A 21,261-nucleotide genomic window follows, 5' to 3' on the forward strand; every position below is an offset into this window, starting at 1 on the left:
GCGAACAATGTGAACCAGGTTGTAATTATTTTGTAAACACATTGCTAAAGGAAATAACATCAACTACAACCATATCATCACAAGTGGTCAGACCTCCTACAAGCAAGGGAGCTTTTCTTTATGATGATTTTGAGCATTCTCGCAACCGTTGTTCTGCTCGGTGTGTTGTTCTATCACCGCGTAAGTTTATTCCTGAGCAGCCTGATTCTTCTGGCCTGGACGGCTGCGCTTGGCGTCGCAGGTCTCTGGAATATCTGGCTTTTAGTCCCTCTTGCCATCATCCTTCTGCCGTTTAACCTGGCCCCGATGCGTAAATCAATGATCTCTGCGCCGGTGTTCAAGGGCTTTCGCAAAGTGATGCCGCCCATGTCGCGTACTGAAAAAGAAGCGATTGATGCGGGCACCACCTGGTGGGAAGGCGATCTGTTCCAGGGCAACCCGGACTGGAAAAAGCTGCATAACTATCCGCAGCCGCGTCTGACCGCTGAAGAGCAGGCCTTTATTGACGGCCCGGTGGAAGAAGCGTGCCGCATGGCAAACGACTTTGCCATCACCCATGAAATGGCCGACCTGCCGCCAGAGCTGTGGGCGTATCTGAAAGAACATCGCTTCTTCGCGATGATCATCAAGAAAGAGTACGGCGGCCTGGAATTCTCCGCTTACGCTCAGGCTCGCGTCCTGCAAAAGCTGGCTGGCGTCTCCGGGATCCTGGCGATTACCGTTGGCGTGCCTAACTCCTTAGGCCCGGGCGAACTGCTGCAGCATTACGGTACGGAAGAGCAGAAAGATCACTACCTGCCGCGTCTGGCACGCGGTCAGGAGATCCCTTGCTTCGCGCTGACCAGCCCGGAAGCGGGTTCCGATGCAGGCGCGATCCCGGATACCGGCGTGGTCTGCATGGGCGAGTGGCAGGGCGAGCAGGTGCTGGGCATGCGCCTGACCTGGAACAAGCGTTATATCACCCTGGCGCCAATCGCCACCGTGCTGGGTCTGGCCTTTAAGCTCTCTGACCCGGAAAAACTGCTGGGCGGCGAAGAAGATCTGGGCATTACCTGTGCGCTGATCCCAACCTCTACCCCAGGCGTTGAAATTGGTCGCCGTCACTTCCCGCTGAACGTGCCGTTCCAGAACGGTCCGACCCGCGGTCAGGACATCTTTGTGCCGATTGACTACATCATCGGCGGTCCGAAAATGGCCGGTCAGGGCTGGCGTATGCTGGTGGAATGTCTGTCTGTGGGCCGCGGCATTACCCTGCCGTCGAACTCAACCGGCGGTCTGAAGTCGGTCGCGATGGGGATTGGCGCTTACGCCCACATCCGCCGTCAGTTCAAAATCTCCATCGGCAAGATGGAAGGTATCGAAGAGCCGCTGGCGCGTATCGCGGGCAACGCCTACGTAATGGATGCCGCGGCTTCTCTGATTACCTACGGCATTATGCTGGGCGAAAAACCGGCCGTGCTGTCCGCGATTGTGAAGTACCACTGTACCCACCGCGCGCAGCAGTCGATCATTGACGCGATGGATATCGCGGGCGGTAAAGGCATTATGCTCGGCGAAGGCAACTTCCTGGCGCGCGGCTACCAGGGCGCACCGATTGCCATCACCGTGGAAGGTGCAAACATCCTGACCCGCAGCATGATGATCTTCGGCCAGGGCGCAATTCGCTGCCATCCGTACGTGCTGGAAGAGATGGCCGCCGCGCAGAACAACGACGTGGATGCCTTCGATAAGCTGCTGTTCAAACATATCGGTCACGTGGGCAGCAACAAGGTACGCAGCTTCTGGCTGGGCCTGACGCGCGGTCTTACTAGCGCGACGCCGACCGGCGATGCGACCAAACGTTACTACCAGCATCTGAACCGTCTGAGCGCCAACCTGGCTCTGCTGTCTGACGTCTCCATGGCGGTGCTGGGCGGTAGCCTGAAGCGTCGCGAGCGTATCTCTGCCCGTCTGGGGGATGTACTGAGCCAGATCTTCCTGGCCTCTGCGGTCCTGAAGCGCTACGACGACGAAGGCCGTCAGGAAGCGGATCTGCCGCTGGTGCACTGGGGTGTTCAGGATGCGATGTATCAGGCTGAACAGGCGATTGACGACCTGCTGGCGAACTTCCCGAACCGCTTCGTGGCGGGCGCTCTGCGCGCGGTGATCTTCCCGACCGGGCGTCACCATCTGGCGCCGTCCGACAAGCTGGACCACAAGGTGGCGAAGATCCTGCAGGTACCGAGCGCAACCCGCTCCCGTATCGGTCGTGGTCAGTATCTGACGCCGACGCCGCATAACCCGGTGGGTCTGCTGGAAGAGGCGCTGCTGGACGTGATGGCTGCCGATCCGATTCACCAGAAAATCTGTAAACAGCTGGGCAAAAACCTGCCGTTTACCCGTCTGGACGAACTGGCAAAACAGGCGCTGGCCGGCGGCATTATCAATAAAGATGAAGCCGCTCTGCTGGTGAAAGCCGAAGAGAGCCGTCTGCGCAGCATTAACGTGGATGATTTCGAACCGGACGAGCTGGCGACGCAGCCGGTAAAGCTGCCGGAGAAGCACCGCAAACCTGAAGCGGCGTAACGCGTTTCGCTTATACAAACCCCGCCTCGCGCGGGGTTTTTTATTGCCACATTTTCTCGTAATGACGTGCTACAGTGTCAAAAAGCGGTCTTTTGAGGAGTCTGTATCGTGCCTGGTTTGAAGATTTCGATTTTGCAGCAACCTTTAGTGTGGATGGATGGCCCCGCCAACCTGCGCCACTTTGATCGTCAACTGGAAGAGATTACCGGGCGTGATGTGATTGTCCTGCCGGAAATGTTCACCACCGGCTTCGCCATGGAAGCGGCACAACAGTCAATGCCGCAGGATGAGGTGGTCGCCTGGATGCATGCCAAAGCGCAGCAGACCAACGCGCTGATCGCCGGGAGCGCCGCCCTGCAAACGGATCGCGGGCCGGTGAACCGCTTCCTGCTGGTGGAGCCGGAAGGGAAAGTGCATTTTTACGATAAACGCCACCTGTTCCGCATGGCGGATGAGCATCATCACTATGAAGCGGGTCACGAGCGCGTGGTGTTCGAGTGGCGCGGCTGGCGTATTTTGCCGCTGGTCTGCTACGACCTGCGCTTCCCGGTGTGGTCGCGCAACCGCAACGATTACGACCTGGCGCTGTATGTTGCCAACTGGCCTGCACCGCGCTCCCTCCACTGGCAGTCGCTGCTGGTAGCGCGCGCGATTGAGAACCAGGCGTACGTGGTGGGCTGTAACCGCGTGGGAACCGACGGCAACGGGCATCACTACCGCGGCGACAGCCGGGTGGTGAATCCGCAGGGCGAGATCATTGCCACCGCCGAGCCGCATCAGGCGACGCGCATTGATGCCGAGCTGTCGTTGACGGCGCTGCAGGAGTATCGCGAGAAGTTTCCGGCCTGGCAGGATGCGGATCCGTTTAGCATTGGCTGAAATTTTCCCCTCACCCCGCCCCTCTCCCAACGGGAGAGGGAGGATAAAACATTAACTCACCAGCGCCTGCCCGTCTTTGCGGCTTTCCGTCGCGGCCACGTAGTGTCCTTCCGGCAGACGGTAAATCACCTGCGCCCCGCCGAAGTTGTAATCCTGAAGCGGATCTTCCACCACGATCTGATGACCCCGCTCGCGCAGCGCGGCGATGGTATTGCGATCGAAGGTCGATTCAACGATCACCTCCCTGCCCTGCACCACGCGCCAGCGCGGGGCATCGATTGCCGCCTGTGGGTTTTGCCCGTGCAGCATAATGCGCAGCGCCATCTGCATGTGCCCCTGCGCCTGCATCGGGCCACCCATCACGCCGAAAGACATCAGCGGCTGGCCGCTGCCGTCCATCGCAAAGCCCGGAATGATGGTGTGGAACGGTCGCTTGCTGCCCGCCAGCGCGTTCGGGTGATTGGGATCCAGCACAAACCCGCAGCCCCGGTTTTGCAGGCTGATCCCCGTATCCGGCACCACGATGCCTGAACCAAAGCCCATGTAGTTGGACTGAATAAACGAAACCATCATCCCGCTGGCGTCGGCGGTGCTGATGTAGACCGTGCCGCTCTGCGTCGGGGAACCGTAAACGAAATCAGAGGCGTGCTCGTGATTGATAAGCGCCGCGCGCGACTTCAGATAATGGTCGCTCAGCAGCTCTTTCGCCGCGAACGCCATATGGTCTTCATCCGCCACGTAGCGGTCGAGATCCGCCAGCGCCAGCTTCATCGCCTCAATGGACAGGTGCAGGGACTGCACGGAATCCGGATGATGCTTCTCAATGCCGCACTGCTCCAGAATGCCGAGCGCAATCAGCGTGGCGATCCCCTGGCCGTTTGGGGGCAGTTCCTGCACCGAACCGCCCGCGAAGTCGCGCGACAGCAGCTCTACCCAGTCCACACGATGGTTTGCCAGATCTTCAGCCGTCAGGTGCGCGCCGTGTTCTTTGGCAAAAGCGGCAATTTTCTGCGCCAGCTCGCCGCGATAAAAGGCTTCACCGTTGGTGCGGGCAATCAGCTCCAGCGAGTTCGCCTGCGCCGGGTTACGGAAGATTTCCCCCACGCGCGGGGCGCGGCCTTCCGGCGCGAAGCAGGCGCTGAAGCCCGGCTGATCTTTCAGCTTGCTATAGCCGCGCTGCCAGAGATGGCCGATCAGCGGGGAGACCGGGAAACCGTTGCGCGCGTAGTCAATGGCAGGCTGCGCCAGCGTGGTCAGCGGCAGCGTGCCGAAGCGTTCCGCCAGCGCGACCCAGCCGGATACCGCACCCGGCACGGTCACCGCGTCCCAGCCAATTTCCGGCACCGCGGTTTTTCCGGCAAACAAATCCGCATGCCAGCTCGCAGGTGAACGACCGGACGCGTTCAGGCCGTGCAGCTTTTCACCGTCCCAGACGATGGCAAAGGCGTCGCTGCCGATCCCGTTGCCGGTCGGCTCAACCACCGTCAGCGCCATCGCGGTGGCAATGGCCGCATCCACGGCGTTGCCGCCCAGCTGCAGCATTTTCATTCCCGCCTGCGCCGCCAGCGGCTGCGACGTGGCGACGGCGTTACGGCCCATCATTGGCGGGCGGCGTGAAGCGTAACCGGATGTAAAATCAAGCGCTTTGGTCATCATGACTCCTTAGTCGTGGCGCGGATCGAGCGCATCGCGCAGCCCGTCGCCGAGTAAATTAAAGCCCTGCACGGCGAGGAAAATCGCCACGCCGGGGAAAACGGACATCCACGGCGCCTGCTCCAGAAACCCTTTCGCGGTGTTGAGCATAGAGCCCCAGGACGGATTGGGCGGCTGCTGCCCCAGCCCCAAAAACGACAGGCTGGCTTCGGCGATAATTGCCGAGGCGATGGCCAGCGTGGCCTGCACCAGGATCGGCGACATCACGTTTGGCAGGACGTATTTGATGATGATCCAGCGGTCCGGCAGGCCAATCGCCCGCGCGCCGTCGATGTACTCTTCGTTGCGAATGGCGATCACCTGCCCGCGCGTCAGGCGGGCGAAGATCGGCATCGCCGAAAGACCGATGGCGATCATCGCGTTGGTCAGGCTCGGCCCCAAAAACGCCCCCAGCGCGATCGCCATGATCAGGAACGGACAGGCCAGCAGCGCCTCGATAAACCGCGAGATCACTCCGTCCCACATCTTCTGGAAGTAACCCGCCACCAGCCCCAGCGGCACGCCGATGACCACCGCGATAACGACCGACATACAGCCTGCCATCAGCGAGGTGCGCGCACCCCAGATAATGCGGGATAAAATGTCGCGCCCCAGCTCGTCGGTGCCGAACCAGTACATCGCCGACGGCGCTTTGCGCACCGCCAGGAAGTTGGCTTTGACCGGGTCGAACGGGGCAATCCACGGCGCCAGCAGCGCCACCAGCACAAAGAATCCCACCACCACCGCGCCAATCACCGCACTTTTGTTGGCAAGGAATTTCTTCAGCACCCGGTTCTGCGCGCGCGGCAGCGCGGGCGTAACGGTTTGCGTCGTCAGTTCCGCCATGGTTAACCTCGCATTTTCGGGTTGATAAGGATGTAGAGCACGTCGGCCAGCAGGTTCAGCATCAGGAAGCCGATCGCCACGATCAGCACTACGCCCTGCACCACCGCGTAGTCACGGTTAAATACCGAGTCGACGATCATCTTGCCGAAGCCCGGAATGGTGAAGACCTGCTCGGTCAGCACCGCGCCGCCCAGCAGCTCGCCGAACAGCAGCGTGGTGAGGGTGATGACCGGTACCAGCGCGTTGCGAAACGCATGCTTCAGGATCACCGCCTTCGGCAGCAGCCCCTTAGCGCGCGCGGTGCGGATGTAATCCGCCTTCAGGACCGCAATCATCGAGGCGCGGGTATGGCGCATCAGCGTCGCCGCGAGGCCCGTTCCGAGCACGGACGCGGGCAGCAGCAGCGTGCGCAGGTTCTGGAGCGGATCTTCACTGAACGGCACGTAGCCGGACGCGGGCAGCCACTGCAGGTTCACCGAAAAGACCAGAATCAGCAGGATCCCCAGCCAGAAGTGCGGGATCGAGATCCCCGAGATCGCCACGAAATTCGCCCCGTGATCGACCCAGCTATTTTTGTTCACCGCCGCGAGGATCCCCATGCTGATGCCAAACACCAGCGCGATAATCATCGCCAGCAGAGACAGCTCCAGCGTGACCGGCAGCTTGCTGGCGATCAGCTGCGTCACCGGTTCGTGCGTGCGTAAGGAGACGCCCAGATCGCCCTGCAGCGCGCGCGTCAGCCAGTGGAAATACTGCACGGGGATTGGCGCATCGAGGTTCAGCTCCGCGCGCAGCTGGGCGATGACCGCCGGGTCGCGCTCCTCCCCGGCCATGGCAATCAGCGGGTCGCCGGGCAGCAGCTTTTGCAGCCCGAACACCATCATGCTCACCAGTAGCAGGGTTGGTATAGCCAGCAGCAGACGTTTGCAAATCAGTTCCAGCATGGGTTCTCCTCGGGACCTTTATTTCGCCAGCGTCAAACCCGCCAGACGCACGATGCCGTCCGGGTACGGCTTAAAGCCCTGCACGCTTTTGTTCAGCCCGAAAATGCGCGGCTCGAAGTAGAGGTAGGCAATCGGCATGTCGGTTTGCAGCTGCTTCACCACCTTGTCGTACAGCGGCTGGCGTGCGGCCTGGTCGGTGCTCTGGCGCGCCTGGGTCAGCCACTCATCGACCTGCGCGTTGCTGTAGCGGCCGTCGTTGAGCGTGCCTTTGCTGTTGATAAAGCCGTAGATGCTGCCGTCCGGATCCGGGCGTCCCGACCAGCCGGAGAAGCTCAGCTGATAGTCGCCGCTCTGCTGGCGGTCGAGCAGCGTGGCGAATTCGGTCATCTGCAGGTTCAGGTTAAATCCGGCCTCGGCGACCATCGCCTGCAATACCTGGCCTACCTGCTGTGAGGTTGGGTTGTTCGGCACCAGCAGGTTGACGGTCAGCGGCGCGGTGACGCCTGCCGCCTTCAGCAGCGCTTTGGCTTTGTCGACGTCACGCGGCGGAACCGGCAGGTTAACGTGATACGGGCTGACCGGGGAAAACGCCTGGTTTGCCGGGGTGTAAAGCCCTTCGAAGACCACCTGGTTTAACGCATCGCGGTCGATGGCCTGAGAAAATGCCTCGCGCACGCGGGCGTCCTTGAACGGATCGTTGGCCGGCACCTTGCCGTTGTTGATGTTGAAGGTAATGCCCTGATAGCCGAGACCGGTTACCTTCGCCAGCGCCAGCTTGCTGTCGGCTTCGACCGTTTTAACGTCACTGGCGGCGATGCCTTCGGTCAGGTCAAGATCGCCCGCGCGCAGGTTCGCGAGGCGCACGGAGGCGTCCGGGATCGGCAGATAGATAATTTTGTCGAAGTGGTAAGCGTCTTTGTTCCAGTAGTTGTCGAAGCGGGTCAGAACGATGCGGTCCTGGGACACGCGGCTGTCGAATTTATACGGGCCGGAGCAGACCGGGTGGGCGGCAAAGTCCGGCTTTTTCGCCGCCTCCGGGGCCATCATTGCCCCGGCGCGGTCGGTGAGCTGCATCAGCAGCGCGGCATCGGGGGTCTTCAGGTGCAGCGCAATCTGCATCGGGCCGGTGACCTCGACCGATTCAACGGAGGAGATCTCGCTCTTACGCAGGGAGCCTTTCAGGGTCAGGGCGCGGTCGAGGTTGTATTTTGCCGCGGCGGCATCGAATTTCTCACCGTCGTGGAAGGTAACGCCTTCCCGCAGATTGAGCGTCAGGGTTTTACCGTCCTCACTCCACGCCCAGTCTTTAGCCAGGCCGGGGACGACCTTCAGGTTTTCATCCACGTCCACCAGCCTGTCGCACAGGGAGGCAAAGACGAAGCGGCCATAGTATGTGCGCGCCAGATGCGGGTCGAGCATGTCCGGGTCAGCGCCCAGACCGATTCGCAGCACGCTTTCAGAATGCGCGGGCAGCGCCGCGCCAAGCAACATAAAACTTCCCAGTACGGTCAAAAGAGAATTACGCATTGTCATTATCATGAGTTCCTTGAAGGAAGGGACGAGTGAGTGGCCGCGTGTTCAAATAGCGCGCGGCGGCGCAGAAAGGCGGCGGATGGCGGTGCGATCTGAATAACGCTGCGATCGCGGTTGATCTCCTGCCAGCGATGACAGGCAACCTGACGCCCGCCGTCGAGTACCTGATTGATCGGCTCGACCTGGCGGCATTCATCGGTAACGTACGGGCAGCGGGTGTGGAAACGGCAGCCGGACGGCGGGCTGGCCGGGTTGGGCAGATCCCCCTGCAGCAGCGGCGCGTCGCGTTCAACGCCCGGCTGCATCTGCGGTGCCGAAGCGATCAGCGCTTGGGTATAGGGGTGCAGCGGCGCGTCAAAAATCTCATCCACGGTGGCAAGCTCGACGATTTGGCCGAGGTACATGACCGCCACGCGGTCGCTCATATGGCGGATCACCGCCAGACCGTGGGCGACAATCACCATCGTCAGCCCAAGCTGGTGCTTCAGGCTTTCCAGCAGGTTGACTACCTGCGCCTGAACGGAGACGTCCAGCGCGGATACCGGCTCATCGCCCAGCAGCAGCTTCGGTCCCGAGGCCAGCGCGCGCGCAATGCCGATACGCTGGCGCTGCCCGCCGGAAAACTCGTGCGGATAGCGCCCGGCCCAGGCGGCAGGCAGGCCTACGGTTTTGAGCAGCTCGGCAACGCGGTACTGGCGATCCGCTTTTTTCATGTTCTGATGCAGCCACAGCGGCTCCCCGACGATCTGCTCCACCGTCATGCGCGGGTTGAGCGAGGCAAAGGGATCCTGAAAGATAATCTGCAGCTCGCGCCGGAGCTGGTTCAGGCGGGCACCGGCGGCGTCGGTGATCTCCTCTCCCTGATAAAACACGCGCCCTTCGCTGGCGGCCAGCAGGCGCAGCAGCAGGCGGCCAAGCGTAGATTTCCCGGAGCCGGACTCGCCGACGATCGCCAGCGTTTCGCCCGGCATCACGGCAAGCGAAACGCGATCGACCGCGGTGACAAACCGTGCCGGGGTAAAGAGTTTTTTGGGGCCGGGGAAAAGCTTGCTGAGGTCACGGGCTTCAAGAATGGGCGTGGTCATGCGATTTCTCCCAGGGCAATGTGCTGTTCGAGCGGCACGCGGAAGCAGGCCACCTGATGGCCCGCGCCGAGCGCAGTGAGCGACGGTTTTTCAGCATGGCAGCGGGACTGCGCAAACGGGCAGCGGGTGGCAAAACGGCAGCCTTTCGGCATGGATTCCGGGAGCGGGACCGCGCCGGGAATAGTGGAGAGCTGGCCCTTGCGTGCGCCCAGCGAGGGGATCGACCCCATCAGACCGATAGTGTACGGGTGCTGCGGATCGGCGAATATTGCCTCCACGCTCCCCTGCTCCACCACCTGCCCGGCATACATCACCGCGACCTGCTGGGCGACTTCTGCTACCACGCCCAAATCGTGGGTGATCATCAGCACCGCCGTGCCGGTTTCCTCTTTTAAGGCGTTGAGCAAGGCGAGGATTTGCGCCTGGATGGTGACGTCGAGCGCGGTGGTGGGTTCATCAGCAATCAGCAGTTTGGGGTGGTTAATCAGCGCCATCGCAATCATTACCCGCTGGCGCATGCCGCCGGAAAGCTGGTGGGGATATGCTTTCAGGCGCATCTCTGCCGCCGGGATCTGTACCTTCTCGAGGATCTGCAGCGCGACCTTCATCGCCTCCGTGCGCGAGACGCTCTGGTGCCGCATAACCGCTTCGCTAAGCTGATCGCCCAGCGTAAACGCCGGATTGAGCGAGGTCATCGGCTCCTGGAAAATCATCGCCAGCTCGCTGCCGCGCAGGTCGGCATATTCCCGCGGTGAGAGCTTTCGCAGATCGTGGCGCCGAAACTGCATCTCACCGCTGACAATCTGCGCGCTGGCGGGCAGTAATCCCATCAGCGCCAGGGAGGTGATACTTTTCCCGCAGCCGGACTCCCCCACCAGCGCCAGCGTTTCGCCCGCCCTGACGGCCAGCGAGATACCATCAAGCACGCTAACCGGCGAGCCAGCAAACGTAACGTTGAGGTTTTGCACCCGCAATACGGGCGCGGCGTCCTTAAAGGGTATTGTCGTCATGGCGTGAAGTCGTCCTCAAGGTGGATCGCCTGAATCAGGGCGGTTTGCAGGCTGAGCAGGTGTTCGCGCATGGCGGCCGCGGCTTCATTAGGCTGGCGATGGATAATCGCAGACATGATCTTATGGTGGTGGTCGTTATAGCTGTCGACACGTTCGGGGGTGCGTGCCAGCTCGCGCAGATGCTGCCAGCCCGGTTCGCGCCGAACGGCATCAATAGCATCAAACAGGCCGAGCATCAGACGGTTGCCCGCCGCCTCGGCAATCGCCCGGTGAAAAGCGCTGTCCCAGAGTTCGTTGAGATCGCGGTCGTCCGGGCTGACCTTGTCGATGCGTTCCAGCATGCGCTGCATGAGCGCGAGGTTTTCCCTGGTGGCACGCAGTGCCGCAAGCCGGGCTAAGCCGGGTTCGAGCTGCAGACGAGCTTCCATCACTTCCAGAAGGTTGGTTTGCTGAACCAATCCCTGAAGGGCCAGCGGTTCAACAGGTGCCGCCGGGCCAATAAAGGTCCCTTTGCCCTGCTTACGCCAGATGCGCCCCTCTTCTTCCAGCACGTCCAGCGCACGACGTACTTCACGTCGTCCTACGCCGAGAGTGTCCGACAGCTCACGTTCCGTGGGCAGCGGTATGCCTGGTGTTGACTCATGCTGGTTGATAAGCCCGCGCAACTGTTCAAGCGCGGTACTGGAATTGGCCAGAAACCGTGACGGTTTTTCCATATTGGTTCGCTCGCTTTTATCATGACTTTATTTTTATTAACGATAAGTTATTGATATGGAATGAAGCTTATCGTGCTAATGATTAAGCAATAACCAAACCAATACGCAATTGGTTCGGTATATTTTTGGAAAGCAGGAGATAACCAGATGATTCTGCGTGAATTATTTTTACAGAAAGAAACATTCTGAATGAGGTGCGAAGAGAGGAGTGATGGAGAAATGCACAATTACAGTGCAAATTATGCACTACATCCGTGCAATTGTTAATAAATTGCACTATGAATATTAACTTTTTGTTAACGATAAGAGAGAGAATGAGATTACTGAAGGCTGAAACGACGAAAGCCTGAATCATTTCTGATTCAGGCTTTCTGAATAGTGGCGGAACGGACGGGACTCGAACCCGCGACCCCCTGCGTGACAGGCAGGTATTCTAACCGACTGAACTACCGCTCCACTGTTCCCGTTTGGGGAACGAGGCGCATATTACGGTGCGCCTCCGATCTCGTCAACGCTTTTTCTCACGTTTTGAATCGTTTGCTGCAAAAATCGCCCAAACGATGATTTTACAGGCATTAAGGCGTTTTTTCAGGCGCGCCACAAACAGCTGCCGCCCTTCTTCTGGACCAGATCAAGCCGGGATTCGTGGTTAAGAAGCTCTTCGTCACTGGCTAAAATAACCCGCAACCGACTGGCCTGACGGACAACACGCTGAATGCCCGCTTCGCCTTGCGTCTGCTGGGATTCATTTTCCATACTGAACTTCATTGACGTCTGCCCGCCGGTCATCGTCAGATAGACATCGGCCAGGATCTGGGCATCGAGCAACGCCCCGTGGAGCGTTCGCTTGGTATTGTCTATCTCGTAGCGCGAGCAGAGTGCATCCAGGCTGTTACGCTTGCCGGGGAACATCTTCCTTGCCAGCGCCAGGCTGTCCGTCACCTTACAGAAGGTGTTCGTCTTCGGAATATCACGATTAAGCTTGCTGAATTCATAATCCATAAAGCCGATATCGAACGATGCGTTATGGATGACAAGCTCGGCGCCCTTGATGTATTCCAGGAACTCGTCAGCGACATCCGCAAAAGTCGGCTTATCCAGCAAGAACTCATCGGCAATCCCGTGAACGCCGAATGCTTCCGGATCCACCAGCCGATCGGGTTTGAGGTAGACGTGGAAGTTGTTCCCCGTAAGACGACGGTTCACCACTTCAACGGCACCGATCTCGATGATCTTATGCCCTTCGTAGTGCGCGCCGATCTGGTTCATACCGGTGGTTTCGGTATCGAGGACAATCTGGCGAGTAATTGCAGTGCTCATAGCGGTCATTTATGTCAGACTTATCGTTTAACTGAACGTTTCGAATACAGGAAGTCTACCAGAGATGCGTAAACAGGTAGAAATTTTCACCGATGGATCTTGTCTCGGTAACCCAGGACCCGGCGGCTACGGCGCGATTATGCGCTATCGCCAGCACGAAAAAACCTTTAGCGAAGGCTATTTTCTGACCACCAACAACCGAATGGAGTTGATGGCGGCCATCGTGGCGCTGGAGGCGTTAAAAGAACATTGTGACGTGGTGCTAAGCACCGACAGTCAGTACGTGCGTCAGGGGATCACCCAGTGGATCCATAACTGGAAAAAACGCGGCTGGAAAACCGCCGATAAGAAGCCGGTCAAGAACGTCGATCTCTGGAAACGTCTTGATGCTGCGCTGGGCCAGCACCAGATTAAGTGGGAGTGGGTTAAAGGCCACGCAGGCCACCCGGAAAACGAACGCTGCGACGAACTGGCGCGTGCTGCGGCATCCAATCCCGCACATGAAGATGCGGGCTATCAGCCCGACGTCTAATCGGTTTTTTTGTACTGCCGCGTGGCGCCCACGGTCTGGCGGATGGGCGTTTTCGACTTGCTCTGCTTCATGGGGTTAAGCGTAAGGGGAATGGTTCGCTTACGCGCAACGATAAACTGCAAACAGCCCAACGCGGGGAGATGGGTGCTCAGTACCACGCCCCCCTGCCGCGCCCAGGGCAGCACCTGAAAACCACCGTAGCAGAGCACTTCAAAATTCAGCAGTGAAAGCCAGTCGAGCTGACGCATCATCGTGAACATCCGGCTGTTGTAAGGTGGAGTCCGGCGTAGCACCGGTACTAGCTTACGCAGGCCCATCAGGCTTAGCGGATTGAATCCGCTAAGTACCAGCCAGCCGTCATCAATCAGCACGCGATCGGCTTCGCGAAGCAGACGATGCGGATCGCTGCACCAGGGTAGCGTATGAGCGAGCAAACATGCATCGACGGATTTTTCCGCAAACGGCAGATGCAACGGGTCTGCTTTCACCTGAACCGGCGATCCGCCGAGAGAGACGTTAACCTGATGCGAGATAGCGCAGCTTTCGGTATTGATTTCCGCGCTGAGATTGCCAATCTTAAGCAGGTGAAAGCCATACATTTTCGCGAGCCAGGGCTTCAGCTGCTGTTCTAACGCTTCGCGATAGTATTCACCCCAGGGCAATTCCGCCCAACGTTCCGGTGCTGCGACAGTCTGAGGTATCCTTGCCGGTTTCATCAAAACACCCGCCACGCTCTAAGAGGTAATGTATGAATCTTATCAGTATTCCAGCGTTTCAGGACAATTACATCTGGGTTTTGGTTGACGACGATCGCCGCTGCGTCATTGTCGATCCCGGAGAATCCGCCCCTGTACTGCACGCCATAAAAGACAACGGCTGGCAGCCAGAAGCCATTCTGTTGACGCATCATCATAACGATCACACTGGCGGCCTGCCTGAACTGCGCGCTCATTTTCCGCATCTTGTGGTTTACGGACCGGCAGAGGCACAAGATAAGGGAATCACGCATGTAGTCGAAGAAGGCGAAAATATCCTCATACGCGAGTGGGAGTTTTCCGTATTTGCCACACCAGGTCACACTTTGGGACATCTGTGTTTCTACAGTAAGCCTTATCTTTTTTGCGGCGATACGCTCTTCTCCGGAGGCTGCGGAAGACTGTTTGAAGGCACGCCAGCTCAAATGTATCAGTCTTTACAGAAGATTAACGCGCTACCCGATGAGACGCTCATTTGTTGCGCCCATGAGTATACATTAGGAAATATGAAGTTTGCAGTGAGCCTCTTACCCGAGGATCGAGCGATTCAGGATTATTATCACAAAGTGAAGGAGTTACGTGCAAAAAACCAAAAAACACTCCCCGTAATTCTGAAAAATGAGCGCCAAATTAATTTATTTTTACGCACAGATGATATTGATTTAATTAATAAAATTAACCAAGAAACAAATTTGCAACAACCAGAACAACGATTTGCATGGTTAAGGTCAAAGAAAGATAACTTCAGATAATTGCGGGTTGCCTTTTCAAAATTTCGCCGTTATCATCGCTCGTCTTTTAAGCAACTATTGACACACACATGAAGGCAAAAGCGATATTACTCGCCTCTGTCCTGCTTGTAGGTTGCCAGTCGCAAAACGGCAGCAACGTACAACAGCACGCACAGAGCCTTTCTGCAGCTGGTCAAGGGGAAGCAGGGAAGTTTGCAAGTTCGGCGCGCTGGATGGACGATGGAACATCTTACGCGCAGGATCAAGACTTGTGGACCTCTATTGGCGACGAGCTAAAGATGGGAATTCCGGAAAATCCCCGGATTCGCGAACAGAAACAGAAGTATTTAAGTAATAAGAGCTATCTCCACGATGTAACGTTACGGGCAGAGCCGTATATGTACTGGATAGCCGGGCAAGTTAAGAAACGTAACATGCCTATGGAGCTGGTACTCCTACCCATAGTGGAGAGCGCTTTTGACCCACACGCGACGTCTGGCGCCAATGCCGCAGGCATTTGGCAGATCATTCCGAGCACCGGGCGAAACTATGGTCTGAAACAGACCCGCAACTATGATGCGCGTCGCGATGTTGTCGCTTCAACGACAGCCGCTCTCGACATGATGCAACGTCTGAACAAGATGTTTGACGGCGACTGGCTGTTAACGGTCGCAGCGTATAATAGTGGCGAAGGTCGTGTACTGAAGGCAATGAAAGCGAATAAAGCACGGGGTAAATCCACCGATTTTTGGTCGCTCTCACTGCCACAGGAAACAAAGATTTACGTACCGAAAATGCTGGCATTGAGCGATATTCTCAAGAACAGCAAGCGTTACGGTGTACAACTGCCAACACCAGACGAAAGTCGTGCACTGGCGCGTGTTCGCCTAAGCAATCCAGTTGATATTCAACAGGTTGCTGATATGACGGGTATGTCGGTAAGTAAATTGAAAACCTTTAATGCTGGCGTTAAAGGCTCAACCCTGGGGGCAAGTGGCCCGCAGTATGTAATGGTTCCGCAGAAACATGCCGAGCAGTTACGTGAGTCTTTAGCTTCTGGTGAAATCGCCGCCGTTCAGTCAACGCTGATCGCGGATGCATCATCAGTTAACAGCCGCAGCTATAAGGTTCGTTCAGGTGATACGCTTTCGGGCATCGCGTCACGTCTTGGCGTGAATGCGAAAGATCTGCAGCAGTGGAATAATCTGCGCAGTTCCGGCCTGAAAGTGGGTCAGACTCTGACGGTAGGTGCAGGTAGCAGCGCACAGCGTCTCGCCAGCAACAGCGATAGCATTACCTATCGCGTGCGCAAGGGCGATTCACTGTCCAGTATCGCAAAACGGCACGGCGTGAACATCAAGGATGTGATGCGCTGGAACAATGATACTGACAATCTGAAACCTGGCGACCAGCTGACGCTGTTTGTGAAGAACAGCGCGACGCCAGACTCCTGATAGCACGATCGAAAGATAAAAAGGCACCGATTCCCCTCGGTGCCTTTTTTGTTTATTCCGCTTTTTGCGCTTCAGCCATGATGGTATCGCTGGTAAACGAGCCATCGTCCTGCAGTTCAAAGTACGCCTTTACCTCCGCGGACGCACTCTCCTGATACAGTCTGATCGCCTGGCTCAATGCTTCCGGGGTGCGCATACGCGCGATCCAGGAGCTGAACTCCAGCGGTAAACGATCGGTAATCAACGCGCGCGCGATCAGCCCCGCTTCAGTGATAAGCGACAACCACTCTCCGCTGGCGTAATTTTGCACGTGCGAGGTATCGCGCAGCGCTTCTACCGTCTGCAGCCAGATATTGCGCACCGGGTGTCCGGGAGACATCACATCCATAATGATGAAGGTGCCGCCCGGCTTCAGAACACGTTTGACCTCGCGCAATGCCTGGCCGACATCGTGCCAGTGGTGCGCGGAATAACGGCTGATCACCACCTCAAACGATGCATCATCGAACGGTAAGGATTCGGCATAGCCCTGGCGCGTATCGATGTTGTTCAGCCCTTTCGCTTTTGCCGCCCCAGCAACGACGTCCAGCATCTGGCTGGATAAGTCATACGCGGTAACGTGCGCGACCCGCTGCGCAGCCGTAAAGCTGGCATGCCCTGCCCCGCAGCCTAAATCCAGCACGTGCGCCTGCGGGAACGCCGCCAGACGTTCACCGAGACGCACCAGATCGCGGCCAGAAGCATGCACGGCACTGCTCAGATAGGCACTTGCCTGAGAACCAAACTGTTTTTCTACGTTGTCATGATGGGAGCGTGTTGTTGTCATCGTACTGTCCTTTGTGAGTGAAAAATAAAGGGCAGCACCCGCACAGGCCTGCCCCACGGCAGACCTGACACACCATTATTTATCAGGTTTGCCGGGACTGAATTCGACTAGTAGAGGGTTATGATCCGAGGCGCGCGTCACCAGGACCGAGGCATCATGCACGCTCAAACCACGATAGAAGACAAAATCGAGAGGACGACCAAAGGCTTTTTTGCGCTGGTCATCGCTAAAACGAACTTCACGCAGCGACATTTCGCGCGCAAAGCGATACAGCGCATTCATGCGCGGACGGCTCCAGGCATTGAAATCGCCGGCCATAATGATGGGCCCGCTGTGATGGGCAATCTGATCGCCGATCGGAAGTAACTGCTTACTGTAGACATCCACGCCCAAGCTGAAGTTTACCGCGTGGATATTCACGACCATCAGCATTCGGGTATCCGGCAGCGGATAGACCGTCACCAGCGCCGATTTTGCCAGACGCAGGATAGGTTCACGTTCGCGCAGTGGACAGCAATAGACCGGATGTGCTGCTGAAAGCGTCATCACACCTGAGGGGTGTTGTGGCAGGACAAACGCAGGCACCTGGTCGGCGGCAAGATAGTTCGTGGTGGCAAAGCGTACCAGTTCAGGGGTGGTTTGTGCCTCCTGGAGCAGAACCAGGTGGGCATCTTTTCCAAAATTCTTGAGCACCGATAACCATTCGGCACGCTGCTGCTTAAAGATATTCCACACCAGTACACGGATTTTCTCATCACTGCTTAACGGTGTGCCGGCGGGTAATGCCTGGCTTATGCTCGCAAATGACCCCGGAGGCAAGATCCTCTCCGCGGGCATTCCGGCAACATAACGCATGGCATAGGTATTTTTTCGCACTTTTGGAAACAGCCTCTGTAACATGAACCAGCCCGGAAAACGGACTGGTTCTAATGTTATAGGGACTTTAGGTCATACTTTCAACGCAATTTCTGAGAAACCGCTTTCCAGTTTTGTAAGCAAGCACTTACTGATGTTACCCCAGCGCGACCCGGGCTGGCTTATCGAGACGTCCACTCAGGCCAATCAGCAGGAAGGCGACCAGGACAATCACCGCGCCAATCCACGGAGTCTGGGCTAATCCAATATGCGCTACGGTTTGTCCGCCAATGATGGAGCCCAGCGCAATGCCGATATTAAATGCGGCAATGTTCAGACCGGACGCCACATCCACGGCATTTGGCGTATAGAGCTCGGCTTTCTGGACAACGTAAACCTGAAGCCCGGGGACATTACCAAAGGCAAAGATCCCCATGACCAGCACAGTGACCAGCGCGGCGTAGTGTACCGAAGCCGTGAACTGGAAAATCATCAGCAGAACCGCCAGGGCGGCGAAGATGAATTTCAGAGCCGATACCGCACCATGCTTATCTGCAAGCTTGCCGCCCCAGATATTGCCAACGGCAACGGAAATACCGTATCCCAGCAAAATCCAGCTCACGGCATTGGGTGAAAAGCCTGCCAGGTCCTGCATCATCGGCGCCAGGAAGGTGAAAGCCGTGAATACGCCGCCATAGCCCAATGCAGTTACCGCGTAGATAATCAGCAAACGCGGATGCGTGAGCACCTTCAGCTGATCGCGCAGGCTGGCGCTCGCCCGGCCTGGGATATTCGACGGTACCAGCAGCAGGCTGGTCACCAGGGCGATGGCACCCAGTAAGGAGACGGCAAGGAACGTTTCACGCCAGCCGAAGTGTTGTCCGATAAACGTTCCCAGCGGTACGCCCGTAACGAGTGCAACGGTCAGTCCACCAAACATGATCGCAATCGCTGAAGCCGCTTTCTCTTTGGGCACCAGGCTGGTTGCAATGGTGGAACCAATCGAGAAGAACACGCCGTGTGCAAGGCCGGTTAACAGACGCGCAATCACCAGCGTGGTGTAGTCCGGCGCCTGCCAGGCCAGAATGTTGCCAGCGGTGAACAGCACCATCAGCGCGACTAACAGCTGCTTACGCGGAAAACGTCCGGTCAGGGCCGTCAGCACTGGCGCACCGACGGCGACGCCCAGGGCGTAGATAGACACCAGCAATCCGGCGGAAGGCAACGAGATCGCAAGCTGGTTAGCAATAGTGGGAACCAGACCCACGATAACAAATTCGGTCGTGCCAATTGCGAAGGCACTGATCGTCAGGGCAAGTAGCGCCAGTGGCATAAAATACTCCGTATCATCAGGATTAAGATGACAGGCAGTATGCGCCAGTGCTTAAATAACAAAAATGGTCAAAATCTCAATAGAATTTTGCAGGTGGTGCAAAAATGAAAGCAACATCGGAAGAGCTGACAATCTTTGTCGCCGTCGTTGAAAGCGGTAGCTTTAGCCGCGCGGCCGAACAGCTGGGTCAGGCTAACTCAGCCATCAGCCGTTCGGTAAAAAAACTGGAGATGAAGCTTGGAGTGAGTCTGCTTAACCGAACGACGCGGCAGCTGAGCCTGACGGAAGAGGGAGAGCGTTACTTCCGCCGTGTGCAGTCGGTATTGCAGGAGATGGCTGCAGCGGAGACGGAGATTATGGAGACCCGCAGCACNCCGTGTGCAGTCGGTATTGCAGGAGATGGCTGCAGCGGAGACGGAGATTATGGAGACCCGCAGCACGCCGCGTGGGTTGCTGCGCATTGATGCGGCCACGCCGGTGGTGCTTCACTTTCTGGTGCCACTGATCAAACCTTTCCGCGAACGCTATCCGGAGATGACGCTATCGCTGGTCTCCTCAGAGACGTTTATCAACCTCATCGAACGGAAAGTGGATGTGGCTATCCGGGCGGGAACCCTTACAGATTCAAGCTTGCGTGCCCGCCCTCTGTTTGCCAGCTACCGCAAAATTATCGCATCGCCAGAGTATATTGCCGAACATGGGAAACCGGAGACGGTTGAAGATTTGAAGCAGCATCTGTGCCTTGGCTTTACGGAGCCGGTGTCGCTGAACACCTGGCCTGTCGCCTGTCATGATGGTCAACTTCATGAAATTACCTGCGGATTATCCTCAAACAGCGGGGAAACGCTGAAGCAGCTGTGTCTCGAAGGAAATGGTATCGCCTGCTTGTCAGACTATATGATTGACAAGGAGATAGCCCGGGGTGAACTGGTGGAGCTAATGGCCGATAAACGCCTGCCGGTCGAAATGCCTTTTAGCGCAGTGTATTACAGTGACAGAGCGGTGAGTACGCGCATTCGTGCCTTTATTGACTTCCTGAGTGAACATATAAAAACAGCTCCCGGAGGAGCTGTATGAGGGTTCAGGTTACAGAGGGCGGGTCAAACTTAATCCCAGTCAGGAGCTAAACCTTCCGGGCTTACCAGGCGATCGTTGCACTCCAGCGCTGCGATCGCTTTTTTATCGTCTGCATCCAGATGAAGATCCGTTGCTAACAGGTTGCTGGCCAGGTTTTCACGCTTAGTTGATGATGGGATCACGGCATAACCTTCACCGATTGCCCATGCCAGAATCACCTGCGCAGCAGTCGCGTTATGTTTCTCTGCGATACGCGTAATCACTCCATCTTTCAGCGCTTTACCGTAGGCCAGCGTCATGTAGGAGGTGATGTGGATCCCGTGCTGTTTTGCCCAGTCCACGACTTTGCGGTTTTGAAGGTATGGAGACAGCTCAATCTGGTTGGTTGCAATATTTTCTGCACCAACAGCAGCAATGGCTTTTTCCATCAGCGGAATGGTGAAGTTGGAGATCCCAATTTCACGGGTTAAGCCCTGCTTTTTCGCTTCCAGCAGCGCCTGCATGTATTCTTCTACTGAGACGGCATCATTCGGTGATGGCCAGTGGATAAGGGTCAGATCTACGTAGTCAGTACGCAGTTTTTTCAGACTCTCTTTCAGGCTAGGGATCAGCTTATCTTTGCTGAGATTCTCTATCCAGATTTTCGTGGTGATAAACAGTTCGTTACGCGGTACACCACTCTCTTCGAGAGCTTGTCCAACTGCAGCTTCGTTTTCATAGATCTGTGCCGTATCAACTGCACGATAGCCCAGTTCGAGTGCGGTTTTAACCGATGCGATAACAACGTCGTCTTTCAGGCGGAAAGTGCCCAGACCAAATGCAGGGAGAGTCATACTATTCCTCAATCATTATGTTCGTAAACTGAGGAAGATTATCGCTGGCGTTGTTATAGAGAAAAAGAGCGCAAAACGCAGAGGATTTTTGCTAATTTCGCAATAATTAAACGACAGATAAGAAAAAAGCCCTGAGCGTTAGCTCAGGGCTTTTAATAAGTGGCGGAACGGACGGGACTCGAACCCGCGACCCCCTGCGTGACAGGCAGGTATTCTAACCGACTGAACTACCGCTCCACCGAAGACTGCTGTAACCACCGGATTTATGCACCGGC

The 21,261-nt window shown here is 57.1% G+C and carries 18 protein-coding genes, 2 tRNA genes and 1 pseudogene; 6 read left to right on the forward strand and 15 right to left on the reverse strand.

Annotated elements, in window-relative coordinates; all coding sequences use genetic code 11:
* The first annotated feature begins 120 nt into the window (after positions 1 to 120).
* Positions 121 to 2,565, forward strand: a complete 2,445-nt coding sequence (fadE, locus tag SPH27_RS10330) for an acyl-CoA dehydrogenase FadE (RefSeq protein ID WP_029739697.1) — start codon at positions 121 to 123, stop codon at positions 2,563 to 2,565.
* 108 nt (positions 2,566 to 2,673) lie between these two features.
* Positions 2,674 to 3,444 (forward strand): amidohydrolase, encoded by a 771-nt coding sequence (locus SPH27_RS10335; RefSeq protein ID WP_039263863.1) that lies wholly within the window; start codon positions 2,674 to 2,676, stop codon positions 3,442 to 3,444.
* Between the two features lie 51 nt (positions 3,445 to 3,495).
* Here SPH27_RS10335 and SPH27_RS10340 read toward each other — a convergent pair whose 3' ends face one another.
* The 9 genes from SPH27_RS10340 to dnaQ form a co-directional block, all read right to left on the reverse strand.
* Entirely contained in the window at positions 3,496 to 5,097 is a 1,602-nt protein-coding gene (locus tag SPH27_RS10340; protein ID WP_039263861.1) for a gamma-glutamyltransferase family protein, read from the reverse strand.
* A gap of 9 nt (positions 5,098 to 5,106) precedes the next feature.
* On the reverse strand, positions 5,107 to 5,982 hold the full coding sequence (locus SPH27_RS10345) for an ABC transporter permease (protein WP_029739694.1): 876 nt from the start codon (positions 5,980 to 5,982) through the stop codon (positions 5,107 to 5,109).
* 2 nt (positions 5,983 to 5,984) lie between these two features.
* Complete coding sequence (locus SPH27_RS10350; protein WP_182071826.1) at positions 5,985 to 6,926, reverse strand: ABC transporter permease; 942 nt, start codon at positions 6,924 to 6,926, stop codon at positions 5,985 to 5,987.
* Positions 6,927 to 6,944: 18 nt separating this feature from the next.
* A complete protein-coding gene (locus tag SPH27_RS10355; protein WP_182071824.1) occupies positions 6,945 to 8,459 on the reverse strand; it encodes an ABC transporter substrate-binding protein in 1,515 nt (504 codons plus the stop codon).
* Between the two features lie 2 nt (positions 8,460 to 8,461).
* Complete coding sequence (locus SPH27_RS10360) at positions 8,462 to 9,544, reverse strand: ABC transporter ATP-binding protein (protein ID WP_182071822.1); 1,083 nt, start codon at positions 9,542 to 9,544, stop codon at positions 8,462 to 8,464.
* Positions 9,541 to 10,554 (reverse strand): ABC transporter ATP-binding protein, encoded by a 1,014-nt coding sequence (locus tag SPH27_RS10365; RefSeq protein WP_182071820.1) that lies wholly within the window; start codon positions 10,552 to 10,554, stop codon positions 9,541 to 9,543. Before SPH27_RS10365 ends, SPH27_RS10360 begins: the two co-directional genes overlap by 4 nt.
* A complete protein-coding gene (locus tag SPH27_RS10370) occupies positions 10,551 to 11,270 on the reverse strand; it encodes a FadR/GntR family transcriptional regulator (RefSeq protein ID WP_023334601.1) in 720 nt (239 codons plus the stop codon). Before SPH27_RS10370 ends, SPH27_RS10365 begins: the two co-directional genes overlap by 4 nt.
* Before the next feature lie 379 nt (positions 11,271 to 11,649).
* Positions 11,650 to 11,726: transfer RNA gene (locus tag SPH27_RS10375), tRNA-Asp, on the reverse strand.
* A 132-nt stretch (positions 11,727 to 11,858) separates the two neighbouring features.
* The gene (dnaQ, locus tag SPH27_RS10380) at positions 11,859 to 12,590 is read right to left on the reverse strand and encodes a DNA polymerase III subunit epsilon (protein WP_055703371.1); all 732 of its coding nucleotides are present in this window, start codon (positions 12,588 to 12,590) and stop codon (positions 11,859 to 11,861) included.
* Positions 12,591 to 12,654: 64 nt separating this feature from the next.
* Here dnaQ and rnhA point away from each other — a divergent pair, with 64 nt between their 5' ends.
* Positions 12,655 to 13,122, forward strand: coding sequence for a ribonuclease HI (rnhA, locus tag SPH27_RS10385; protein ID WP_023334599.1), 468 nt, complete (start codon positions 12,655 to 12,657; stop codon positions 13,120 to 13,122).
* Here rnhA and SPH27_RS10390 read toward each other — a convergent pair.
* Complete coding sequence (locus tag SPH27_RS10390) at positions 13,119 to 13,838, reverse strand: class I SAM-dependent methyltransferase (protein WP_023310484.1); 720 nt, start codon at positions 13,836 to 13,838, stop codon at positions 13,119 to 13,121. The genes rnhA and SPH27_RS10390 overlap by 4 nt on opposite strands.
* A 32-nt stretch (positions 13,839 to 13,870) precedes the next feature.
* Here SPH27_RS10390 and gloB point away from each other — a divergent pair, with 32 nt between their 5' ends.
* Positions 13,871 to 14,629, forward strand: coding sequence for a hydroxyacylglutathione hydrolase (gene gloB, locus SPH27_RS10395; RefSeq protein WP_182071818.1), 759 nt, complete (start codon positions 13,871 to 13,873; stop codon positions 14,627 to 14,629).
* Positions 14,630 to 14,697: 68 nt separating this feature from the next.
* Complete coding sequence (mltD, locus tag SPH27_RS10400) at positions 14,698 to 16,062, forward strand: murein transglycosylase D (RefSeq protein WP_032661729.1); 1,365 nt, start codon at positions 14,698 to 14,700, stop codon at positions 16,060 to 16,062.
* Between the two features lie 52 nt (positions 16,063 to 16,114).
* Here the strand turns inward: mltD and SPH27_RS10405 are convergent, their stop codons facing one another.
* From SPH27_RS10405 to SPH27_RS10415, 3 genes are all read right to left on the reverse strand, one after another.
* On the reverse strand, positions 16,115 to 16,888 hold the full coding sequence (locus SPH27_RS10405) for a class I SAM-dependent methyltransferase (protein ID WP_048980843.1): 774 nt from the start codon (positions 16,886 to 16,888) through the stop codon (positions 16,115 to 16,117).
* Positions 16,889 to 16,963: 75 nt separating this feature from the next.
* Positions 16,964 to 17,764 (reverse strand): endonuclease/exonuclease/phosphatase family protein, encoded by an 801-nt coding sequence (locus SPH27_RS10410; protein WP_024909448.1) that lies wholly within the window; start codon positions 17,762 to 17,764, stop codon positions 16,964 to 16,966.
* A 136-nt stretch (positions 17,765 to 17,900) separates the two neighbouring features.
* On the reverse strand, positions 17,901 to 19,076 hold the full coding sequence (locus SPH27_RS10415) for an MFS transporter (protein ID WP_048980841.1): 1,176 nt from the start codon (positions 19,074 to 19,076) through the stop codon (positions 17,901 to 17,903).
* Positions 19,077 to 19,180: 104 nt separating this feature from the next.
* Between SPH27_RS10415 and SPH27_RS10420 the strand changes: the two are divergent.
* Positions 19,181 to 20,153: pseudogene (locus tag SPH27_RS10420) on the forward strand (LysR substrate-binding domain-containing protein).
* A gap of 29 nt (positions 20,154 to 20,182) precedes the next feature.
* On the opposite strand, the gene dkgB reads toward SPH27_RS10420, so the two are convergent.
* Positions 20,183 to 20,986: a 2,5-didehydrogluconate reductase DkgB gene (dkgB, locus tag SPH27_RS10425; protein WP_182071816.1), complete on the reverse strand. Its 804-nt coding sequence runs from the start codon at positions 20,984 to 20,986 to the stop codon at positions 20,183 to 20,185.
* A 160-nt stretch (positions 20,987 to 21,146) separates the two neighbouring features.
* A tRNA-Asp gene (locus SPH27_RS10430) sits at positions 21,147 to 21,223 on the reverse strand.
* Between the last annotated feature and the right edge of the window lie 38 nt (positions 21,224 to 21,261).

The sequence above is a fragment of the Enterobacter sp. A103 genome (assembly GCF_034427535.1).
GTDB lineage: Bacteria > Pseudomonadota > Gammaproteobacteria > Enterobacterales > Enterobacteriaceae > Enterobacter > Enterobacter asburiae_B.